We start from the raw sequence: 20,708 nt of genomic DNA, 5'->3' as shown, positions 1-20,708 counted from the left end.
ATCGGCGGCGGGGCCGATGCGGGTTCCGCCGACATGATCGAAGGAGGACGTCCCGTGACGAGCGAGACCGGCGTCGGCGCGGCCGCCGGCGTCGACCGCCGTGCCGCCGGAAGGCGGATGAGCACCGGACGGGCCGGAGACAAGATCTTCGTCTCGGCGGCCCGCGGCTCCGGCATCACCGTGCTGCTGATCATGGCCGCGATCGCGGTCTTCCTCGTGTGGAAGGCCATCCCGGCGCTGCAGGACAACAAGGCGAACTTCCTGACCGCCGAGGAATGGAACCCGAACGCGACGCCGCCGGAGTTCGGCATCGCGCAGCTCGCGTTCGGGACGGTCGTGTCGTCGCTGCTCGCGATGCTCATCGCGACGCCGGTCGCGGTCGGCATCGCGCTGTTCATCTCGTTCTACTCGCCGCGGCGCGTCGCCTCCGGGCTCGGCTACGTCGTGGACCTGCTCGCGGCGGTGCCGAGCATCGTCTACGGGCTCTGGGGACTGGTCTTCCTCTCCCGGCACATGGAGGGGATCAGCAAGTTCCTGAACGGGGTCCTCGGCTGGATCCCGCTGTTCGGGGGCGACTCTCCCGGCAAGAACTCGATCTTCACGGCCTCCGTGGTGCTCGCGATCATGATTCTGCCGATCATCTCGTCGATCTCGCGCGAGGTGTTCCTGCAGGTGCCGCGGGCCAACGTCGAGGCCGCGCTCGCGCTCGGCGCCACCCGCTGGGAGACGATCCGGATGGCGGTGCTGCCCTACGGGCGCTCCGGCATGATCGGCGGCGCGATGCTCGGGCTCGGCCGCGCCATGGGCGAGACGATCGCGGTCGCGATGGTCCTCACCTTCGTGCCCGGGATCAACATCCACCTGCTGGAGAACGGCGGCGCCACGTTCGCCTCCAACATCGCCAACAGCTTCGCCGAGGCCTCCACCACCGGGCGCGGCGCCCTCATCGCCTCCGGCCTGGTGCTGTTCGTGATCACGCTGCTCGTGAACATGGCCGCCCGCGCGGTCGTCGCGCGCCGGAAGGAGTTCGTGTGACCGCCGTCTCCACCCGCAAGCCCGACCCCGGCGCCCGGCTGGCGCCGGTGTCCGCCGGACGCAAGATCAAGGACCGGGTCGTCCAGGGCCTGGTCTACCTCGCGTTCGCGCTGGCGCTCATCCCGCTGGTGTCGGTGCTGTGGACAGTGATCGTCAACGGAGCCAAGCGCCTCGACCTGACGTTCTTCCAGTTCTCGATGAACGCCGTCAGCGGCAGCGACGCCGGCGGCGGCGCCTACCACGCGATCATCGGCACGCTGGAGCAGGTCCTGATCACCAGCCTGATCGCCGTGCCGATCGCCGTGCTCACCGCCGTCTACCTGGTGGAGTACGCCGGCAACGGGCGCCTCGGTAAGATCATCAGCTTCACCGTGGACGTGATGACCGGCATCCCGTCGATCGTCGCGGGCCTGTTCGTGCTGGCGCTGTGGCTGCTGACGTTCGGCTTCGACTTCTCCGGATTCGCCGGGTCCCTCGCCCTGACGATCCTGATGATCCCCACGGTGGTGCGGGCGACCGAGGAGATGCTCAAGCTCGTCCCGAACGACCTGCGCGAGGCGTCCTACGCGCTCGGGGTCCCGCGCTGGCGGACGATCTGCTTCGTCATCCTCCCGACCGCGATGACCGGCATCGTCACCGGCGTGATGCTCGCCGTCGCCCGCGTGATGGGCGAGACCGCGCCGCTGCTGCTCACGATCTTCTTCACCAAGGCGATCAACAACGACCCGTTCAACGGCGCGCAGGCCTCGCTGCCCACCTTCATCTGGGAGCAGGCCGCCGACCCCAGCCAGAACTCGATCGACCGGGCCTGGACGGGGGCCCTCGTGCTGATCGGGATCATCATGCTGCTCAACCTGGCCGCCCGGCTCGTCGCGCGGCGCAAGGCGCCCGCGGGGCGCTGACCCCCCTCGGACCGGCGGCCGCCGGTCCGACAGCCGCGCAACTGCAGAGCCCGCTGACCCAGAGAAAGGAACCCTGACCCCATGGCCAAGCGGATCGAGGTATCCGGGCTGCACGCCTACTACGGCGGCGTCCACGCCATCGAGGACATCTCGATGACGGTCGAGCCGCGCTCGGTGACCGCGTTCATCGGGCCGTCGGGCTGCGGCAAGTCCACGTTCCTGCGCACCCTCAACCGGATGCACGAGGTCATCCCGGGCGCCCGCGTCGAGGGCAAGGTCATGCTGGACGAGGAGGACCTGTACGACTCGTCCGTCGACCCCGTCGCGGTGCGGCGCGTCGTCGGGATGGTGTTCCAGCGGCCCAACCCGTTCCCCACCATGTCGATCTACGACAACGTGGCGGCGGGGCTGAAGCTGAACGGCGTCCGCCGCAAGGGCCGGCTGGACGAGGTCGTCGAGGAGTCGCTGCGCGGGGCCAACCTCTGGAACGAGGTCAAGGACCGGCTCGCCAAGCCCGGCGCCGGCCTGTCGGGCGGGCAGCAGCAGCGCCTCTGCATCGCGCGGGCGATCGCCGTCCAGCCGCAGGTGCTGCTGATGGACGAGCCGTGCTCGGCGCTCGACCCGATCTCCACCCTCGCCATCGAGGACCTGATCGAGAAGCTGAAGACGCAGTACACGATCGTGATCGTCACGCACAACATGCAGCAGGCGGCCCGGGTCAGCGACCGCACCGCGTTCTTCAACATCGCCGGGACGGGCAAGCCCGGCAAGCTCATCGAGATCGACGACACCAGCAAGATCTTCGCGAACCCGGAGCAGAAGGCCACCGAGGACTACATCACCGGCCGCTTCGGCTGATCCCCCGCTCCCAGGGCCCAGTCGGTCTCAGGGCCCAGTCGGTCTCCGGCCCAGCCGGTTTCTGACTCGGCTGAGTCCCGGCCGGATGGTCCCTGGTTCGCATGGTTCTCGGTGTTTGGCCGGTCCTGGTTCAATCGGTCCCGGCTGAGTTGGTCCCGGTTGAGTTGGTCCTTGGTCCGGCTGGCTCGCGGCCCGCCTGGTTTCGGTTCGGCTGAGCCCAGCGGGTCGCCGGTTCGGTTGGTTCTCGGCCCGGTTGGTTCTCGGTCCGGTTGGTTCTCGGTCTGGTGTCGTGGGTCCGGCTGGTCCTCGGCTGGCAGCCGATCTGATGGGTGCTCGAGTCGATTGAGCCCCCGGCTTGGCGGGTCTCCTGGTCTCGCTGGGCCACGGTCTGGTTGGTCCTCGGTCGAGGTGTCCCGGCTGGTCGCTGCTTTGGTGGTGCTCGGTCCGGGCGGTTCCCCGGTTCGGCTGAGCCCTCGTCCGGCCGATCCTCAATCCGGCTGGCCCGTGGTCCGATTGATCTCGGGTCGGTCGCCGGTTTGGTTGGCGCTCGGGTCGATTGAGCTCTTGGTCCGGCTGGCTCCCCGGTCCGGCTGAGCCCTGGTCAGGCTGATCCGCAGTCCGGCTGTCCTGAGTTCGGATGTCCTCGGTCCGAGTGGCCCCGGCGGGTCGCTGGTTTGCTTGGTGCTCGGGTTGGCCGGGTTCGGGTTGGCTGGGCTCGGGTTGGCCGGGTTCGGGTTGGCTGAACTCGTTCGGCTGGCTTTGGCTCGGTCGATTCTGGGTGCGGGCGGATGCCGGGGGCTTCGGCTTCGGGGGTGTGCGGGCCGTCCCGGGGATCGTTGGTGCGGGGGGCGTGGGTTTGGCCTTGGGAGCTGGGTCCGCGACTCGCCGGTTGCTTCGGCCTCCTGCGGGGGCAGGTCGTGGTACCCACGTCGTATGGACCTTGCCAATCGGGTCCTCCTCCTTCCTCTGTCGGTTCCTCTGTTCGTTGGCGTGACCTGCGGATTGTCGGGTTGTACCGGGCATGAGGCAGTCGGGACGGGCGGCGGCGTCGTCCAGGCGGGACGCTCGCGCTGCGGGGAGGGGTGGAAGCCCGCGGCCGCCGGGAACCAGACGCTGGCGGTGCACAACGCTGACTCGTCGGCGGTCGATGTCGCTCTGGTGGATCCCTCCAAGGGGGCGATCTTCGTTGAGCTGGACGGTGTCGGGCCCGGGACCACCCGTCCGATGCGTGTCAGCCTCGCCGCCGGGGCGTACGCGGTCAGGTGCCGGACGGAGGGCGGGGCCGCCGTCACCGGGCCGGTCGTGCGGGTGACCGGGGCGGGCGCTGGGGCGCGGGGCGTCCGGCCGTTGACCCGGAATGACCTGTATCCGGCGGTGCGCGCCTACCGTGCCTCCACCGCCAGGGGGCTCGGCGTTCTGGAGCGACGCACGGACGTGCTGCTCGACGCCGTCCGGGGTGGCGATCTGAAGGCGGCGCAGGAGGCGTGGCTGCCCGCGCATCTGGCCTACGAGCGGCTCGGCGCGGCGTACGGGACGTTCGGTCACTTCACGGACGAGATCGACGGGCGTCCGGCCAGGCGACCGAAGGGCGTCCACGATCGGGGGCTCCGGCAGTTGCGGGGGTTTCGGCGGGTGGAGTGGGGGCTGTGGCATCGGGAGTCCGCGGCTTCGTTGCGGGGTCCCGCCGAGCGGTTGGCGAGATCCGTTCGGGCCTTGCGGGACGACTTCCCGCGGCAGGAGACCGAACCCGGGGATCTCGGGCTCCGCGCTCACGAGATCTTGGAGGACGTCCTCCGGTTCGAGCTCACCGGGAAGACGGACCAGGGGAGCGGGACGACGCTCGCCACGGTCGCCGCGTACGTCGAGGGAACGCGGGCGGTGCTCGCCGCGCTGCGCCCGGCGCTCGAAGGCCGGATGCCCGAGCTGGGTGGGATCGACCGCTGGCTCCAACGGGCGTCCCGGGTGCTGGCGTCCCACCGCCGGCACGGAAGGTGGACGCCGCTCGATCGGCTGAGCGCGATGGAGCGCGAACGCATCGACGGTGATGTCGGCGAACTCGTGGAACGGCTGGCTGCGGTCGCGGCGGTCGGCGCTGTGCGGAGGACGTCATGAAGGCGACCGGGCCAGGTCGCCGAGTGTTTCTGCGTGGTGCGCTGGCCGCCGGGGTGGCGGGCGTGGTGGTCCGGGACGCGCCGATCGTGACGGGGTCCACGGGGCTCGCGGGGGGCCGGCCGCTGGGGCGAGAGGTTCTGGGACAGGCTCGGCGGCTCCAGCTGACCTGAACGCGGAGTCCGCTGGATCGGGAACGGAAACGGCAAGCCCCAGGGCCGCAACGAACGGCGTGGAAGCGGAGCCGAAGGGCTTGGAAGCAGAGCCGGAGGGCTTGGAGGCGGAGCCGGAGCCGGAGAGCTTGGGAGCGACGGCCGCGGGAGCCGCAGGAGCAGAGGCGGGGCAGGGAGGTTCGCCGTTCCATGGCGTCCACCAGCGCGGGATCCTGGACGTGCCGCAGGTCCGAGCGGTCGTCGTCGCCTTCGACGTGATCGCGGAGAGCCGGGCCGAGCTTGCCGAGCTGTTCCGCGCACTGACGGACAGGAGCAGGGCGCTCACCGGTGGCGGAGCTCCGACCCAGATGGGGATCGCCGGGCCGCCGCCCGATTCGGGCATTCTCGGCCCTGATATCCCCGCAGGGGAGCTGACGGTGACCGTGGGTGTCGGTGCTTCCCTCTTCGACAGACGCTTCGGTTTGGGTGCTCTGCGGCCCACGCGGCTCACCAGGATGCGCACGTTCCCGAACGACGACCTGGACCCGGTGTGGTGCCACGGCGACCTGCTGTTGCGGATCGGCGCATCCGATGAGGACACCGTCCTGCACGCGCTGCGGGACATCTGCCGTCATACGCGAGGTGCCATGCAGATCCGCTGGCGCGTCAACGGGTTCAACAGCAAGCCGCGCCCGTCCGGCACGCCGCGAAACCTCATGGGGTTCAAGGACGGCACCGCGAACCCCGATGTCGGTCGTCCCGCCGAGATGGACCGACTCGTCTGGGCCGCGCGGGACGGTTCCGAGCCTGGTTGGACGGCGGGTGGCACATACCTGGTGGTTCGTCTGATCCGGATGCTCGTGGAGTTCTGGGACAGAGTGGGCCTCACCGAGCAGGAACGCATGTTCGGCCGCAGCCGCGAGACCGGCGCGCCGCTCGACGGCACCCACGAGCGAGACGTCCCGCGCTACGCCGAGGACCCGGTCGGCGGCGTCATACCGCTGACCAGCCACATCCGCCGGGCGAATCCGCGCGTCCCCGAGACCGAAGGCAGCCGCATCCTGCGCCGGGCGTGGAACTACGACCGGGGCGTGGACGCGGCCGGGAACCTCGACATGGGCCTCGTGTTCACCTGCTACCAGCAGGACCCGAGGCGGCAGTTCGAGGTCGTCCAGGAGCGGCTGGAGGACGAACCGCTCACCGACTACATCTCTCCGTTCGGCGGAGGCTATTTCTTCGCAATTCCGGGTGTCGCGGACGGCACGGACTTCTTCGGCAGGGCATTGCTCGTATAGAGCGTGCCGGCGTGCGGCGCGGCCTGCGCGGCGGGGCCTGCGCGACGGGGCCAGCCGGATCGCCTCGGTCGCCAACTTAGCCCGGCTCTCTGATCTCAGCTTGCCGGGCCCAGGTGGCAAGGCTCGTGCGGCGGGGATCGGGGCGAGGCTCGTGCGGTTGGCTGGCTGGCTGGGGCAGGGCTCAGGCGGTGAGGGTCGAGCGATAAAACTCGGCAGTTGGCTTGTGCAAGGGGCTCGGCTGGCCGGTTCGGGTGGGGGTCGGACGGCAGAGTTCGGGCGGCGAGGCTCGTGCGGCAAGGCCGGGGCGATTCGCTGGCTCGGTGGGGCGCGGGTTGGCGGGGCTCGGTCAGCTGGGCTCGGGCGGCAAGACTCGGGCGTTGGCGGATGGGGATGGGGATGGGGATGGGGCTGCAGGGCTTGGCCGACTGGGCTTGGCCGGCTCTTGGGCAGCAGGGCTCGCGGCATGACTCGGGCGGTCAGCTCGGACGGCATAGCTAGCGACATGGCTCAGCGGCGAGGCTCGGCGGTTGGCTTTTGCGGGTAGGCCGCGGCTGGCAGGGCAGGGCAGGGCAGGCGGGGCTGGCAGGGCAGGGCAGGCGGGGCTGGCAGGGCAGGGCAGGCGGGGCTGGCAGGGCAGGGCAGGCGGGGCTGGCAGGGCAGGGCTCGGGGTTGGTGTGGGTCGTAGGTCGTCTAGGCGCGTGAGTGGAGGAGCGATGGGCAAGCGCAAGCCCTCGGTGCTGGCCGCGTCCATAGTCGTGGTCGGCGCGGTCGCGGCTCTGGGTGTCGGCTGTGGAGGCGGCGAGGGAGCGGCTCCTTCCACGCGCACCACGGCTGAGGCGCGCAGCCCGATCGAGCACATCGTGGTGATCTACGGGGAGAACGTCTCCTTCGACCACTACTTCGGGACGTATCCGAAGGCCGCCAACACCGACGGTACGCCGTTCCATGCTGCGGCGAGGACACCGAAGGTCAACGGATTGAGCGGAGATCTCCTGACGAGGAACCCCAACCGGTACGGCCCGAAGCGGCTCGGCCCTTCTCAGGCACTCACCTGCGACCAGGATCACGGCTACGCCGCCGAGCAGAAGGCGGTCAACGGTGGCCGCATGGACAAGTTCGTCGAGTTCACCGAGCACGACGAATGCACCGGCCAGCCTCTTCTCTCCGGCGAACCCGGCCTTGTCATGGACTACTTCGACGGCAACACGGTCACCGCCATGTGGAACTACGCGCAGAACTACGCGATGAGCGACAACTCCTGGGATTCGGTGTTCGGCCCGTCCACCCCCGGCGCCCTCAATCTCGTCTCGGGGCAGACGCACGGCGGCTACGCGGTCGATCCGAAGACCCAGGAGAAAGTCTCTGACCCGTCCGTGGTCTCGTCTCCGGACAAGGAGGGAACAGGGACGGTCATCACTGACCCTGACCCGGCGTTCGACGACTGCTCCGGCAACAACCACGCGTCCGACAACAATCTCACCGTGATGACCGGCCGCAATATCGGTGACCTGCTGAACGCCAAGCACGTGACGTGGGGCTGGTTCCAAGGTGGGTTCCGGCCGACCGGTATGCGAGACGGGTACAAGGTCTGCGGCGCCGCGCATGCCAACATCGGCAAGAACCAGGTCATCGACTACAGCCCACACCACGAGCCGTTCCAGTACTACAAGTCGACGGCGAACGAGAAACATCTCCCTCCGTCAGGGGTGGCTGCGATCGGCCGCACCGACCAGGCCAATCATCAGTACGACCTGGCCGATTTCCATGCCGCGCTCGCCGCGCACCGCATGCCGGCCGTGTCCTTCCTCAAGGCCCCCGCCTACCAGGACGCCCACGCTGGCTACTCCGACCCCCTGGACGAGCAGAGGTTTGTCGCGTCCACCGTCAACGCGATCGAGAAGTCACCAGAGTGGAGGACCACTGCGGTGATCCTCGCCTACGACGACTCCGACGGATGGTACGACCACGTCCCTCCGCGCATCACGAACGGTTCGAACGATCCCGCGCAAGACGAGCGGGCTTGCAGAAAGGTCGGAGCCGTCGGCGGCTACCAGGACCGGTGCGGTCCCAGCCAGCGACTACCTCTGATCGTGATCTCGCCGTACGCCAAGGTGAATTACGTGGACCATCGTCCTCTGGAACAGGCGTCGATCTTGCGCTTCATCGAGGACAACTGGGGTGTTGGCCGTATCGGAGACGGTTCCTTCGACGCCCGAGCCGCCTCATTGACCTCGATGTTCGATTTTGACAGGGGAAGTGGACGTCGAGTGCTCATAAACCCAGATACCGGAGCAGTCGCCGGACGTCCCTAAATTTTGCCTCCACTGATTCTTGGCCTGTGCCCGGCTATTCGCCGGAAGCTCACCGTTCAGGCCCGGGCCATCCGCGAAGCAGGTCCCCGGCAGGCTGCGGAGCTGCATCAGAAGGCGCTGAGTCTGTGGGGGCACCCCCCTTGGGTGACATGCCGCACACGGTTGCCATGGAGCCGTCCCGGCAAGGTTTGCTCGGCGGACTGTTGGACGCCAGAGAGGAGCTGGGCGAGGTACTCCTGCAACGACGTGAATTCCGAACCGTAGTGGAGCTGGTCACTAGATGGCTCACAGACGACCCGTGGAGCGAGCACCTGCACGGGTTGCGCATGATGGCGCTGGACGGCTCTGGACGCAAGGGCGAGGCGCTCGCCGAGTATCGCGAGGTGGTACGGCTGTTGGAACCACACGCCAAGCCTGGCCGATGGCTACGAAACATTGCAGAACAGATCTCGGACGCTGACGTCGACAACGAATGGGAACCCCGCCCGGTATGGTTCGAATCACGAACAAGCCACGCAGCCGGCACGGGGGTCGACACATCCACGCCTAGCCCAGCACGGGTATATGACTGCCTGCTAGGTGGAAAGGATAATTTCGCGGTCGACCGCGAAGCTGCCAGAAAAATGGTCGAGAGCTATCCTGGCGCACGGCAGGTCGCTCGGATCAACCGCGCCTTCGTCGTCCGTGCAGTACGTTATCTGGCAGGCGTCGTCATCCGCCAGTTCATTGACATTGGAACCGGCCTGCCGACTTTGCAGAACGTGCACCAGATAGCGCGTCGCGCCCACCCCGATGTCCGTGTCCTCTATGCCGACAACGACCCCATGGTGTGCGCCTACGGCCGCGCGCTGCTGGCGAAGGAGTGCGGCGTTGACCTCATCGAGGCCGATGTACGCCATCCAGAGGAAAATCATTGAGCACCCGGCAACACGGCGGCTCATCGACTTCGAGCGCCCGATGGCGATCATGCTTGCCGCTGTGCTGCATTCTATTTCCGATGAAGATGACCCGTCCGCGGTCGTTCAGGCCTACACCGGGGCTCTCCCACCTGGCGGGTACCTTGTCGTCTCACATTCCACATACCCAGCCAACTTCGTTTCGCACCTGACCACCCCGGGCGGCCCGTGGGGCCGATCAGGGATCCACCCGCGCGACCACGCCAGCGTAGTTGGCCTCTTCGACGGGCTGGGCCTGGTGGGACCGGGAAAGCTTGTCGATGCGCCCGACTGGCGCCCCGACTTGGCAGCCGAGGAACTAGAAGCAGGCCTGGGCACCTGGCTGGTCGGTGTGGCACGGAAAGAAGCGCCGGTCAGCGCGGATTGACGGTCGTCGGCAAACTTGCGAATCCGCGGGCCGTTCCAGCGTGGGCATACCGCGCCCTGGCAGCGTCGATGTCGTAGGCGCTGACTCGGGCCGCCAACTCGCCCAGCACGACCTTGGCCTCCAGGCGGGCCAGCGGTGCCCCTAGACAAAAGTGCGGTCCGAGCCCGAAAGCGACGGCGCGGCGGGTATCGCGGTTCAGATCGTAACGGTCGGGATCAGGGAAGACCCCGGGGTCGCGGTTGGCGGCAGCCTGCAGCAATAGTACCCGGGCGCCCTCAGGCAAAGATCTGCCAGCGACCTCCACCGCCTGCGTCGTCGTTCGCAGCACGTACTGCACAGGGGTGTCGTAACGCAGTGTCTCTGCGATCCAATCTTCGACTCGGCCGGAGAAGGCAAGTGTTCGCTGGTCGGGGTTTCGCCAAGCCCAGTACCAGGCGCCTGCCAGAAGCCGGGTGGTGGTCTCGTTTCCAGCGGCGACCAGAAGCACAAGGCATGCGATCACTTCCTGGGCAGTAAGGGCGCGTCCTTCGATTCGGGCGGTGACCAACGCAGAGGTCAGATCCTGCCGAGGTCGGCGACGCCTTTCGGTAACCAAATCGGTCAGATATTCCATCAGTTGTGCAAGCGCGGCGGTTCCTTCGGCCGGTACGTCGCTGGAACCGGGCGGCCGGTCCGCGGCCTGGTTGGCCAGCCGACGAGTCAGCTCCCGGTCCCTCGCTGGGATACCGAGCAGTTCGGAGATCACATCCATCGGGACGTTAGCAGCGACATCAGTCACGAAGTCGAAGGAGCCGCGTTCCAGCGCAGGCTCTAGATAGGACCGGGTGATCCGCACGATCTCCGGCTCCAACGCAGACACTTGCTTCGGGCCGAACAGGGGGGCCGCGAGAGCCCTCATCATCGTGTGCCGGGGGGCATCCATTGCGACGAACGACAGGACTCTGTGCGCGTTTGCGCCCCAGATGGACGGTTCCAGCAACGGACCGTTAGCACTGGAGAACCGCCGGGGATCCCGAAGGGCGCCGACCACATCCCGATGCCGGACCAGCGCCCAGAAATCCAGCTTGGTGTTGCGGTAGACGGGCTCCTCCGCCCGCATACGCCGATAGATCGGATACGGGTCGGCGCGGAACTGTGCACTGTACGGATCGAACTTAATCGTCGGCACCTGAAGTACCCGCCTTCCTTGCGCGTAGAGCCTGTCCCTAAAGGATCTCTGTTCTGGCGGGTGTTGAACAGTGCCATGTCCAAAGATGTCCGCCAGCCGCGCGGCACATCGGGTGTGATGTTGCCCCGGTTCTGCAGACACGCCGAGCCTTGCCGCTACGCGGCAACGTAGCCCGGCGGTTGAGCTCGTCTCTTTTCCCACTCGGTGGAGCTGGGCATGCCCGGGCCGGAGTGGCGGCGACGACGGTCACCGACGCAGGACGCCTCGCAGGTCGGCCCCTGCTGATGTGGGTGGAGCCCACCGCGCCTGCTGTAACCGACCAGCGGGTATTGGGTAGCTCTGGAACGACCAGTCCTGCGAACCCAGATGCCGGATCGACCGAACGGTCGCTTGAACCCATCGGCCAGTTCTTCGGGGGACGGCCGGCCCGAACCAACTCCACCACCACCGCCGGAACTCCGGCAGGTACGGCCGGTCGCGACCTCGGCACTTGGGAACTCATGCCGATCGTCCCAAGCAATCAGGTGCGCACAAGATCAGGGCGGCTCACAGCGCCAGCAGCGACGGCCCTGGGCTCTTGACAGCCGCCTTCGACACAGACATCGGCCTCGGGGAACATCGGTACAGCGGTTATCGGTGAGAACGATCATGGTCCGGCTGTAGCCGCTTGAAGGGCGTTGACGCGGATCTTGTACTCACGGCGGGCAGGGCTCCGGGTTGAGTGTCGGCAGGCTCAAAGCGAAAGAAGTGCGTGCATGGGGAGCCGCTGACGCCGGTACGGAGGGTGCTCTACTGGGTCTTCGAATTAAAGAACCGGCCCGCCTGTTAGGGGGCAGACCGGTTCTGTGTGTTGTTGTTCGGTTCATCGCGGATCCTTGGTGGTCACCGTCGATGACCGCTTACTGCCCGCCCGGCGTCTCCGGGAGGGCGGTTGGTGCTTGCTGCCGAAGCCGCAAACGCGGTTTCCCTTGGCTTCCAGGTTCCCGCGGTCGGCCGAGGCCAGTTGTGGTCTACAGCTCCTCTTGCAAGGAGCTGCCTACCAGGAAGCGGACGTGCCCCCTCGGATGCTGATGCCTTCGACCCTCTCGGGGGTCAGAGGGACTCCTTCGTCGTCCATGAGGCCCATGAAGGGGAGCAGGCTGACGTCCACCAGCCGGGTTTTCGCGGTGCCGCCGAAGCGAGTGGTCACGTGGAACCGGACGCGACGGGGGATCGTGACAGTGATCGTCATCCGATCCCGAAGACGACTCCATGGGATCACACCGTCGTTGACCGACGGAATGATCAGCTCGTTGCCGACCCCAGGGGGCAGAAACGAGCGATCTGACCCGTCCAGGGTGGCCTGGTCTGCGGCTTCCTCGAACCGGCTTTACTGGATTCTTTGTCCGTGCCGGGTATTCGTCCGTGCCAGGTTCTCCGTCCGTGACCGGTTCTTTCGTCCGTACTGGGTTGTGCGTGCCGGGTTGTGCGTGTGTCGGGCTCTGTGTGTGTCGGGTTCTGTGTGTGGGCCAGCTTCTGGGTAAGCCGGGTTCGGCGTGGGTTGGGTTCTTGAGCTGTGCTGGGTTCTCGGGCCGTGGTGGGGGCGGCGCTGCGTACGGGGCCGCCCCTCCGAAGTCAAGGGCGCCTTCGGCGTCGCTTCGCGATGGGACTCCGTCCCACCCTTGACTTCGGAGCCTCTGCGGCCCCCGCCCGACGCGCCGCCCCCACTCCAGCCAAGAGCGCAAACTGCGGGATCGGGGATCGGGGGGGCCGGGGCCGGGGGAGTCGCGAGTGGCGGAATAGTAATAATTTGAGAGCAGTCAGAGTGTTGGGAGACTTGCAGGGTTTTGTAGGACTTGCGAGGAAGGTATTGCGGGAGGCGGCGCGCCGCTCGCAAGGAAGATGGCATTGGTGTCGCAAATGATGAAAGTGAGTAGCTTGTCGCTAATGTTCGTTAATTCGCTCGAACAAATTATCGAGAAGAAGGGTGAAGTCTTGGTCGGGTGGGTAACGTATAGGTATGGAGTTGATCGGTCTTGATCTAGGCGAGGTGTCCACCGTGGAATTGGTGGACGCCGCGTCTGCGATCGCGGCCGAACTCGCCCGTCGCGATCCACCCGAATCAGCGGCGGCGTGCATGCAGCTCGCTGAAAGCCTCGCCGTCGCCGATGACATGAACGAGGCGGCGCTCGCCGGGTTCGTCAGCGTGGTCGATTCCGGCCGCGAGGTCCAGAAATGGGGATTTCCATCCACCCAGGCGTGGCTGCGCAACCGGCTCGGCATGCGCGATGCCCGCGCCAGGGAGCGCCTCGCCCTGGCCCGCCAGCGTGACCGCCTCACTCGGGTCACTGCGCGATGGGCCGCCGGTGAACTGCCCACGGGATACGCCGTCACCATCGCCGGTGCGGTCCACCGGTTGGAGGACGTCGACTGCGCCGCCGCCGAAGAGATCCTGTTGGACATGGCCGACCAGGGCTTCTCTGCCGGCAAGGTCGCCGCGTTCGGCAAGCGGATCCGCGAAGTCATCGCCGAACGCGACAACGCCGACCAAGAGCCCGACGAGGCCAAACGCGGCTACGAACGCTCCTGGATCGACTCCACCCGCTCCTTGGACGGCGGTCGCTACATCAAAGGCTGGCTCAACGCCGAAGACGCCGCCATCTGGGACGGCACCCTCGGCCCGCTGGCCAAACCCGCCGGAACCGACGACCATCGCGACCTTCCCGAACGCATGGCCGCCGCACTCAGTTCGGTCCTGACAGGCGGGCACAAGGCCACCAAGGTCACTCTCATCTGCGACCTGGACACCCTCACCGGCGGCGCAGCCCCCGCCTGCCTGCCCGACGGCACCCCGATCCCAGCCGACCAGGCCCGCCGCATCGCCCTCAACGCGGGCGTCTCGCCGCTCCTGCTCGGGGCGGACGGCTTCCCTCTCTACCTCGGCCGCACCGAACGGTTCGCGACCCCGGCCCAACGCCGCGTCCTGGAGGCCCTCAACCCCAGCTGCGCCGTCCAAGGCTGCGAAGTCCCCGGCACTCTCTGCGAGATCGACCACGTCGACGGCTGGGCGCTCGGCGCACGCACCGACATCGACAAACTCACCCTCTGCTGCGGCTGGCACAACCGCTACAAACACACCCACCCCGACCAGATCCACATCACCAGGAACCAGAGCGGCCGCTACCTCTACCGCCTCCACCCACCTGGCACCCCGACAATCCCCAAGATCACTATCCCCGAACGCCCCCCACCCCAGACCCAAGCCGCCTAATCCGCCGCCCCCACATGCCGAAATCTCACACCCCCGTGCGCCGACGTCTCCACGTGGCCAAGGCACCGAGTTTCGATGTGCCGACGTGCTCAGGCGCCGACGTCCCCACGCGAGCGGCACCAGTGGCGGTATCTGCTGCCTGCCTGGCTGTGTTCGCTCACGGGTTAGCCTCGACCTCACGAAAGATCGAGGCTAATGCGAGTCGCCAAGCAACCGGCTGGGACGTGAACGTCGACTCCGTGATCATGAGTGTCCACCAGCACGACGGCGGGGCGCCGGGCTGTTCCAGGTTCTGACCGAGCGCGAGGGGAAGAACAGCCTGGCCATCGCCTCCAACGAAGCCTTGAGCAAAGCGCACATGTTCGCGCGAACATGTGTCAGGCGCCGCCGAAGTATCACGGGTTCGAGGTCGAGCGCTCGTTCGGCGAAGATCAGCCGGTCGGCTATCTTGCGTGGGTGCCTTTGACTGATGTTGAGATCGCGGCTGCGCTGGCGCCTGCGGGATTGGTATTCATTGAGCGCGAGCGGGGCGAGGTCCATCTGCCGTTGAAGCCCCAGCGGTCAGCGGCGAGTTCCCGTCCAGAAGACGGGCGTTTCGACTCGGAGACGGAAGAGGTCGTCGACGTCGATGATCCCGATCTTGTCGCTAAGGTCAATGCGGGCTGGCTGCGCATGGCCGTCGAGTTCGGTCTCTTCGACGAACGACGCGAGTTCCTGATCAGCGTCAACTACTCCGAAGAACCTGGCGAGCCGGACCAGGCATGGGTGAGGGTCTTCCTCTCGGAGAAGTGGGATATCGCAGGCAGCGAAGTTGAACAGCTCAGGGGCTACTTCGCTTCGATGTTCACGACCCGGTTCGTTCCCGAGTTTACGGTGCTCTCTCTGGACCAGCGTGTTCTCATGAACACGACTATCTGGGGAAATGGAACCGTCAGCACCATCGTGATCCGTCCAGAATGACGTCATCGCGGCCATCAGGTGTCAGTGACTCGGGGGTCGGGCAGTCGGCCAGGATCGATGTGGTCGGCAAGGTAGATCATGACGCTTTCCGCGGTCATCCCGAATGCGGCGGCGACGACCTTGGGATCGAGCGAATTCACAAGGTCAGCCAAACGAGTGCTGCGGAGCATGCGGGGTGGGACACCGCAGGAGTCCAGGACGTGGCTGACATATGCACCGGAGGCCGGCCGTGTTCCGGCCTTGGTTCCTCGAGTGACCACCAGGTGCGGGTTCGCGGTGGCTTGCGCCTCCCGGTGGGCAAGGCACCGTTGAACAACGGTCCAGCTCGCCGGGTCGAGCGGGATCGGGTGAGGTCTGCCAGCGATGCGAAGGGCCCTGTAGGTGCGGTCGATGTCGGTGACCTTGAGGCTGCGGACCTCTAGGCTCGCCAGGCCATGAATGAGGCCGAGGATCCCGAGGAGGGCTTCATGGGGGTGGGCGTCGCTGCTGGTCCAGCGGCGGAACAAGGCGCGTTGCTGATCGAGATCGAGGGTCCGGCCGATGAATCCGCTGGGCTGTTTGGCGGTCAGCCCGGTTACGGGGTTCACCAGTACGATCCGCTGGCGGCGGGCGAAGGAGAAGAACTGGCGCAGCACGGTGAGTCGTCGTTTACGTCCCTTGGGCAGGACCGCCAGGAACGCCTCGATGTCGTGAACGTCGACGACCGCCCAGTCGAGCTTTCCTCGCTCGGTAGCCAGGAATTGGCCGAGATCGCGGATGGTGGCCAGGGCGGCCTCGATGGTCTGGTCTGCACGGGGTCGGGTTCCGGCGCCGAGAGCGCGTTCGCGGGAGCGGAGCATGTGATCGCAGAAGGCGTCGGCGGCGGGCCGGAGTGGTTCGGGCACCGTGGCGACGCGACGATGGCGCCGACCGGCCGCCAGACGCTCGGCCTGGTCGGTCGGCAACGCAAGTCCATGCTCGGTGAAGAACCCTTCGAGGGCTCGGGCCAGGGATCCCATCGAGCGGCCGGGTCGACGTGATCGCTCCAGCACGGCCTGGGGATGGTTGGGGTGAGGGTCTTCCAGAAGGCGCCCCAGCTCGGTGAGCATCGTGCAGGCTCGCGCGGGGCCGTGCCGCGCGGCCAGATGAGTGACGAACGCGTCGAACCAGGTGGGTGGTTCGCCGAGACGCGCCGCGATCCCCGCACCGCGGATGAACGCGCGGTCGGGGTGCTTTTGAAGGCAAGCGGAGCACAAGCCCAGGCCGCTGTGCTCGCGGAGCTGACCACACGCCCTGCAGACCCGCGGCGGCTTCTTGCCGGGACGGGGGCGTGAGCAGTGCCCGCACCAGCCGGTCGACTCGCGCAGCAGACCAGGCCGACCACACCTCGGGCAGTCTTGCTTGGCGGCTTCCTGACGGGCTTTGCGGCGGCAGGCTCGGCATGCTGTCTCGTCGGCTCTCCGGACGGGATGACCGCACTGGAGGCAGACCCGCGAGCAGAGGATGCACTTGCCCGTATCGGCCTTCAGGACGCGCTGCTTGCCGCAGCCCGGGCACGCCGCCTTGGCGGCCTCCTCGGTCCGACGGCGCCAGCACCGACAGCACAACTGCCGGTCGAGATAGCCGACGGGCGCCCCGCAGATCACACAATCTCGTTTTCTCTTGCCCATCCTGATCGCCAGTTCGTCACAGCGGCGGCATGGATCGGCCACCGGAGGCGGCCTTCTTCTCTTGCGAGACGGCTTGCGGTGGCCGCGCGGGCTGCTCGACCGGGGTGGTATCGACCTCGAACAGGTCGTTGGGAGTGCAGTCCAGGGCGGTGCACAACGCGGCGAGAGTCGACAACTTCACCTGGGACGGTTCCTTGGTGAACAGCGCCGAGACCGACGCGGCCGACAACTCCAGCCCGGCCTTCTCCGCAAGAAGGCGGCGCAGCTGGCTACCGGTCCAGACCTCGCGTTGAGCCGCGGCCATCCGCAGCTTCCATCGGATGTTCATGCCGGACCTTCCTCGGTGAGCTCACTCAACGTGCTGGTGACCGCCCGCCGATAGGCGTCCTCGATGAACGTTGCCGAAGGACGGACATACCGCATCGTCGAGCCGACAGTCCAATGACCGAGCAACTGTTGGATCGCCACCAGATCGACGCCCCGCTCGTAGTTGTGAGTCGCGCAAGCCCGACGCAGGGCATGCGGACTGAACCGCTCGACCGGAAGGCGATCTTCCAGCTGCATCAGATAGCGGAGCCGGTTGCGGATCGTCCCGGGATGCAGGCTGCCGCCGGACTCGTCGGCGAACAGCACCGGCGAGTCCGGGAACTTGCCGCGCACATCATCAAGGAACCAATGCAGCACCAGATCGAGACCATCGATCATCGGCACCCACCGCGGCCGGGGGCCGGAGGTCCGAGCGCCCTTGCCGAACCGGACATGCAGCTTGCCGAACGGCCCGCGGTTGAAGTGCACGTCCGGCTGGTCCAGGAGCGCGGACTCCTCCGACCGCAGCCCGGCATGATAGAGCGTCCGGAACAACGCGTAATCGCGAGCCGCAGGCGCGTACTTGCGGGCCGTGGCGATCCTGCCTTTCAGGAAGTCGAAGAACTCCTCCACCCGCTCTGGGGTCGGCGGCGGCAGTTCGGCCGGGGAGTCGTCCCCGACATGCCGGGAGGCGTTGAACTCATCCACCGGGCAGACCAGCCGCACCCCGAACGCGGCCTCGATCTCCACCGCCTTGCGGACCTGCAAGAACCGATGGAACCCCTTGAAGATCTGCACATACTCCCGCCGCGTCGACGACGCGCGGCCCAAGACGGCCAGATCACCGACCACCCGATCAATGTCCTCCGGAGTCACCTCCCAGGCCGGCCTGCCCAGCGCCCGAAGAGTCCGCTCCAGCAGACCGATGTCGTTATCGATCGTGACCGTGCTGAACCCGCGAGCCCGCCAGGAGGCCACGAACGCCTCGACGCACTCAGCCTGGTACTCCCACGGATCCGTCGCCAACGGCTCGGCCGGGACCGCTCCGCCCTCCACCACCCGAAACCGCGACGGCCCCACCGGCACACCTTCCTCACACCTGAAAGATTAAGGCAGTGCCTAACATACGACCCTCACGCCTCAAAGATCCCGGAAACGAGAAAGAACCCCGCATGCCCAGGCAGCAGGGCAGATCCGCGAGAGCGAACATGTGCCAGCCCCAGATCGCTGGGCCAAGACCTTCACCGACCCGCGTCTCTGCGCCGCCATCGTCGACCGCCTCACCTTCGGCGGCACCATCATCGAGACCGGCACCATCATCGAGACCGGCACCGACTCCTACCGACTCGCCCGGACCTGCACCCGCAACCACGTCGGCAGCTGACAACAGCTCACCCAAGGGCGGAACCGCGCCGCGGCCCGCCCTTTACCCATCGCTCCGCCACGCCGTCCGCCTGCAGTCCGAGTTTCGGTGGACGTGCAGAGCTTGATGCCTGTCAAGGGTTCGTTGAGGGCGTTCGATGTTGAGGCGCCGGGTTCCTGGCGGCTCGGCTGATGCTTCTGGCACGGGTTCCGTCAGATCAGCAGCAGGGTCTTCCCTACGGCGGTGCGATCCTCGATCGCGGCGTGCGCGTCGGCAGCGCGTTCCAACGGGAAGGTCTGCCCGATGACCGGCCGGACGAGCCCGGCGGCGGCCTGAGACATCATCTGCTCCGCCCACCGCGCCACGTTCGGCCCAAAATCGAAGAGCTGCTCGATGCCGATCACCTTCACCCCCTTGGACCGGGCTTCCGCAGAGTCGATGAGCGTGACCTCGCCACTGGAGGCTCCGTGCACCGAGAATCGGCCACCGCGAGCTGTCACCTCGAATGCGGCCCGCCCTATCTGTCCGCCGACGCCGTCGAACACCACGTCCGGTCCCGCGCCATCGGTCGCTTCGAGTACCCGCTTGGTCCAACTCGGCTCGGAGTAGTCGACCGCGGTATCGACGCCCAGTTCCCGGAGCAGGTCGAGCTTGCGCGCTCCGCGGGCGGCTCCGACAACCCGAGCGCCGACCGAACGGGCGAGCTGCACCAGCAGGCTGCCGACGCCGCCGGCAGCCGCTTCGACCAGCACCCAGTCACCGGGGCCGATGCCGGCCTTCTCGGTCAGACCCTGCGCGGTGCTGCCGTCGCTGTGCAGGGCGATGGCCTCCGGAAGGCCCAGTCCGTCCGGCACCGCAAACAGGTCCTCGACCTTGGCTACGGCACGCTCGGCGAACCCGCCGCTCTCTCCGGTCCCGGCGATGACCCGGCGCCAAAGCCAATCCGGATCCACCCGCGCCCCGACCGAGCTCACATGACCGGCCACCAGACCGCCCGGCACGTACGGCAACGACGGCCTGGTATGCCACTTGTCGACGCCACGCCGGATCTGCGTCTCGACGAACGTCACGCCCGCGACCGCCACATCGACCACGACCCGGCCCGCCCCAGCCACCGGATCCGGCGCCTCACCGGGCACCAGGACCTCCGGGTCCCCGAACCGCAGCGCCTGAACCACCCGCACACCGATCACCCCTGAACCGTTCACTGACAAGGAGTCCGAGCATGCAACCTCAACCACACTTGAGATCAAGGTGCCAGCCCGACCAGCAGCAGCCACCTGCCCCCGAACTCCGCACCAGACCCCGTGCGCCGACACCGTCACCAGATCTCATCGAAAGCACCGCCCCGACGACCCCAAACCGTCGTTCAAACCAGCGAACAAACGTTCCTGCTTCTAACGGTCACAACCAGCCGCGGCGTCTTTTGGTTGTGTCCAGTGGGCCTGCATGGTGCTTGTCCTTGCCACGGGACGGGCGCTGGGGGCGTGGTGATGTCGTCTCGTCCGCGGGCATGGTGGGCGCGGGCCGCGGTCGGGTGGAGAACAGGTGTTGGCCGTTCGGAGCGAGCCGCGGGGTCTTTCGGTGGTGTTCAGCGGGCCTGCACGGTGTTCGTCTCCTCCAACGTGTGCGGGTGCCGGGTGTGGTGTTGTCGTCCTGTCTTCGGGCATGGCGGCGGCGCGGATTTCTGCTGGGTGAAGGAGCAGGTGTTGGCCGCTCGGAGCGGGTTGGGGGTTGGTCGCGTGGCCGGCCTCCCACTCCACCACCGGTATCGGCTTTGGGCTCGGTTGCCGTCTTCGGGCCATGGTGTCCATCACTGCTGCGCATTTGCACTGGTCACCGTGGTCCGTGTTCGCGTGTGCGGCCCGCTCAGCGAGCAGTTCAAGGTCGTGAGCGCCGGCCGAGGTTGTGAGCGCCGGGCCAGGTTGTGACCCGCTACCTTGTTCGCGCTGCTCTGTTCGCGGTGTTGTGTATCGCTGGGAATGAGGGCACACGCGCGGCCTTGGACGCCGCCCGTGTCCAGGGT

At 67.2% G+C, this 20,708-nt stretch carries 16 protein-coding genes; 11 read left to right on the top strand and 5 right to left on the bottom strand.

Annotated features, from left to right (window positions below):
- Positions 1–54: 54 nt before the first annotated feature.
- The 8 genes from pstC to ACQEU6_RS24085 all read left to right on the top strand — a co-directional run bounded on the left by pstC (position 55) and on the right by ACQEU6_RS24085 (position 9,986).
- On the top strand, positions 55–1,035 hold the full coding sequence (gene pstC / locus ACQEU6_RS24120) for a phosphate ABC transporter permease subunit PstC (RefSeq protein ID WP_499335196.1): 981 nt from the start codon (positions 55–57) through the stop codon (positions 1,033–1,035).
- Positions 1,032–1,937, top strand: coding sequence for a phosphate ABC transporter permease PstA (gene pstA, locus ACQEU6_RS24115; RefSeq protein ID WP_499335194.1), 906 nt, complete (start codon positions 1,032–1,034; stop codon positions 1,935–1,937). Before pstC ends, pstA begins: the two co-directional genes overlap by 4 nt.
- Positions 1,938–2,018: 81 nt before the next feature.
- Positions 2,019–2,795, top strand: coding sequence for a phosphate ABC transporter ATP-binding protein PstB (gene pstB, locus ACQEU6_RS24110; protein ID WP_179832263.1), 777 nt, complete (start codon positions 2,019–2,021; stop codon positions 2,793–2,795).
- A gap of 1,158 nt (positions 2,796–3,953) precedes the next feature.
- Positions 3,954–4,907, top strand: a complete 954-nt coding sequence (locus tag ACQEU6_RS24105) for an imelysin family protein (RefSeq protein ID WP_499335191.1) — start codon at positions 3,954–3,956, stop codon at positions 4,905–4,907.
- On the top strand, positions 4,840–6,351 hold the full coding sequence (gene efeB / locus ACQEU6_RS24100; RefSeq protein ID WP_499335188.1) for an iron uptake transporter deferrochelatase/peroxidase subunit: 1,512 nt from the start codon (positions 4,840–4,842) through the stop codon (positions 6,349–6,351). The genes ACQEU6_RS24105 and efeB overlap by 68 nt, the downstream gene beginning before the upstream one ends.
- 713 nt (positions 6,352–7,064) lie before the next feature.
- On the top strand, positions 7,065–8,663 hold the full coding sequence (locus tag ACQEU6_RS24095) for a phospholipase C (protein ID WP_499335184.1): 1,599 nt from the start codon (positions 7,065–7,067) through the stop codon (positions 8,661–8,663).
- A gap of 26 nt (positions 8,664–8,689) precedes the next feature.
- Positions 8,690–9,580, top strand: coding sequence for an SAM-dependent methyltransferase (locus ACQEU6_RS24090; RefSeq protein ID WP_499335181.1), 891 nt, complete (start codon positions 8,690–8,692; stop codon positions 9,578–9,580).
- A complete protein-coding gene (locus ACQEU6_RS24085) occupies positions 9,552–9,986 on the top strand; it encodes an SAM-dependent methyltransferase (RefSeq protein WP_499335178.1) in 435 nt (144 codons plus the stop codon). The genes ACQEU6_RS24090 and ACQEU6_RS24085 overlap by 29 nt, the downstream gene beginning before the upstream one ends.
- Here ACQEU6_RS24085 and ACQEU6_RS24080 read toward each other — a convergent pair.
- Positions 9,973–11,154: a cytochrome P450 gene (locus ACQEU6_RS24080; protein ID WP_499335175.1), complete on the bottom strand. Its 1,182-nt coding sequence runs from the start codon at positions 11,152–11,154 to the stop codon at positions 9,973–9,975. The genes ACQEU6_RS24085 and ACQEU6_RS24080 overlap by 14 nt on opposite strands.
- A 1,999-nt stretch (positions 11,155–13,153) precedes the next feature.
- On the opposite strand from ACQEU6_RS24080, the gene ACQEU6_RS24075 reads away from it, so the two are divergent.
- A complete protein-coding gene (locus tag ACQEU6_RS24075; RefSeq protein ID WP_499335172.1) occupies positions 13,154–14,404 on the top strand; it encodes an HNH endonuclease signature motif containing protein in 1,251 nt (416 codons plus the stop codon).
- 372 nt (positions 14,405–14,776) lie between these two features.
- Positions 14,777–15,364, top strand: a complete 588-nt coding sequence (locus ACQEU6_RS24070; protein WP_499335169.1) for a hypothetical protein — start codon at positions 14,777–14,779, stop codon at positions 15,362–15,364.
- A 14-nt stretch (positions 15,365–15,378) separates the two neighbouring features.
- Here the strand turns inward: ACQEU6_RS24070 and ACQEU6_RS24065 are convergent, their stop codons facing one another.
- The 3 genes from ACQEU6_RS24065 to ACQEU6_RS24055 all read right to left on the bottom strand — a co-directional run bounded on the left by ACQEU6_RS24065 (position 15,379) and on the right by ACQEU6_RS24055 (position 18,399).
- A complete protein-coding gene (locus ACQEU6_RS24065) occupies positions 15,379–16,452 on the bottom strand; it encodes a tyrosine-type recombinase/integrase (protein ID WP_499335167.1) in 1,074 nt (357 codons plus the stop codon).
- A 577-nt stretch (positions 16,453–17,029) separates the two neighbouring features.
- Complete coding sequence (locus ACQEU6_RS24060) at positions 17,030–17,341, bottom strand: helix-turn-helix domain-containing protein (RefSeq protein WP_499335165.1); 312 nt, start codon at positions 17,339–17,341, stop codon at positions 17,030–17,032.
- Positions 17,338–18,399 (bottom strand): tyrosine-type recombinase/integrase, encoded by a 1,062-nt coding sequence (locus ACQEU6_RS24055; RefSeq protein ID WP_499335163.1) that lies wholly within the window; start codon positions 18,397–18,399, stop codon positions 17,338–17,340. The genes ACQEU6_RS24060 and ACQEU6_RS24055 overlap by 4 nt, the downstream gene beginning before the upstream one ends.
- 130 nt (positions 18,400–18,529) lie before the next feature.
- Here ACQEU6_RS24055 and ACQEU6_RS24050 point away from each other — a divergent pair, with 130 nt between their 5' ends.
- Positions 18,530–18,703 carry a hypothetical protein gene (locus ACQEU6_RS24050; protein ID WP_499340597.1) on the top strand — a complete coding sequence of 58 codons (174 nt, stop codon included), beginning with the start codon at positions 18,530–18,532 and terminating at the stop codon, positions 18,701–18,703.
- A 191-nt stretch (positions 18,704–18,894) separates the two neighbouring features.
- Here the strand turns inward: ACQEU6_RS24050 and ACQEU6_RS24045 are convergent, their stop codons facing one another.
- Positions 18,895–19,875, bottom strand: coding sequence for a zinc-binding dehydrogenase (locus ACQEU6_RS24045; protein WP_499335161.1), 981 nt, complete (start codon positions 19,873–19,875; stop codon positions 18,895–18,897).
- Positions 19,876–20,708 lie beyond the last annotated feature (833 nt).

Origin of the sequence: Spirillospora sp. CA-108201 (assembly GCF_050936235.1) — a bacterium.
In the GTDB taxonomy this organism is placed as follows: domain Bacteria; phylum Actinomycetota; class Actinomycetes; order Streptosporangiales; family Streptosporangiaceae; genus Spirillospora.
This window is presented reverse-complemented; position numbering and strand designations above follow the sequence as displayed.

Coding starts and splice junctions, on each gene's coding strand:
- pstB (WP_179832263.1), top strand. CDS start 2,019: ATGGCCAAGCGGATCGAGGTATCCGGGCTGCACGCCTACTACGGCGGC.
- efeB (WP_499335188.1), top strand. CDS start 4,840: ATGTCGGCGAACTCGTGGAACGGCTGGCTGCGGTCGCGGCGGTCGGCG.
- ACQEU6_RS24095 (WP_499335184.1), top strand. CDS start 7,065: ATGGGCAAGCGCAAGCCCTCGGTGCTGGCCGCGTCCATAGTCGTGGTC.
- ACQEU6_RS24085 (WP_499335178.1), top strand. CDS start 9,552: ATGTACGCCATCCAGAGGAAAATCATTGAGCACCCGGCAACACGGCGG.
- ACQEU6_RS24075 (WP_499335172.1), top strand. CDS start 13,154: ATGGAGTTGATCGGTCTTGATCTAGGCGAGGTGTCCACCGTGGAATTG.
- ACQEU6_RS24070 (WP_499335169.1), top strand. CDS start 14,777: ATGTGTCAGGCGCCGCCGAAGTATCACGGGTTCGAGGTCGAGCGCTCG.
- ACQEU6_RS24065 (WP_499335167.1), bottom strand. CDS start 16,452: ATGCTCACCGAGCTGGGGCGCCTTCTGGAAGACCCTCACCCCAACCAT.
- ACQEU6_RS24060 (WP_499335165.1), bottom strand. CDS start 17,341: ATGAACATCCGATGGAAGCTGCGGATGGCCGCGGCTCAACGCGAGGTC.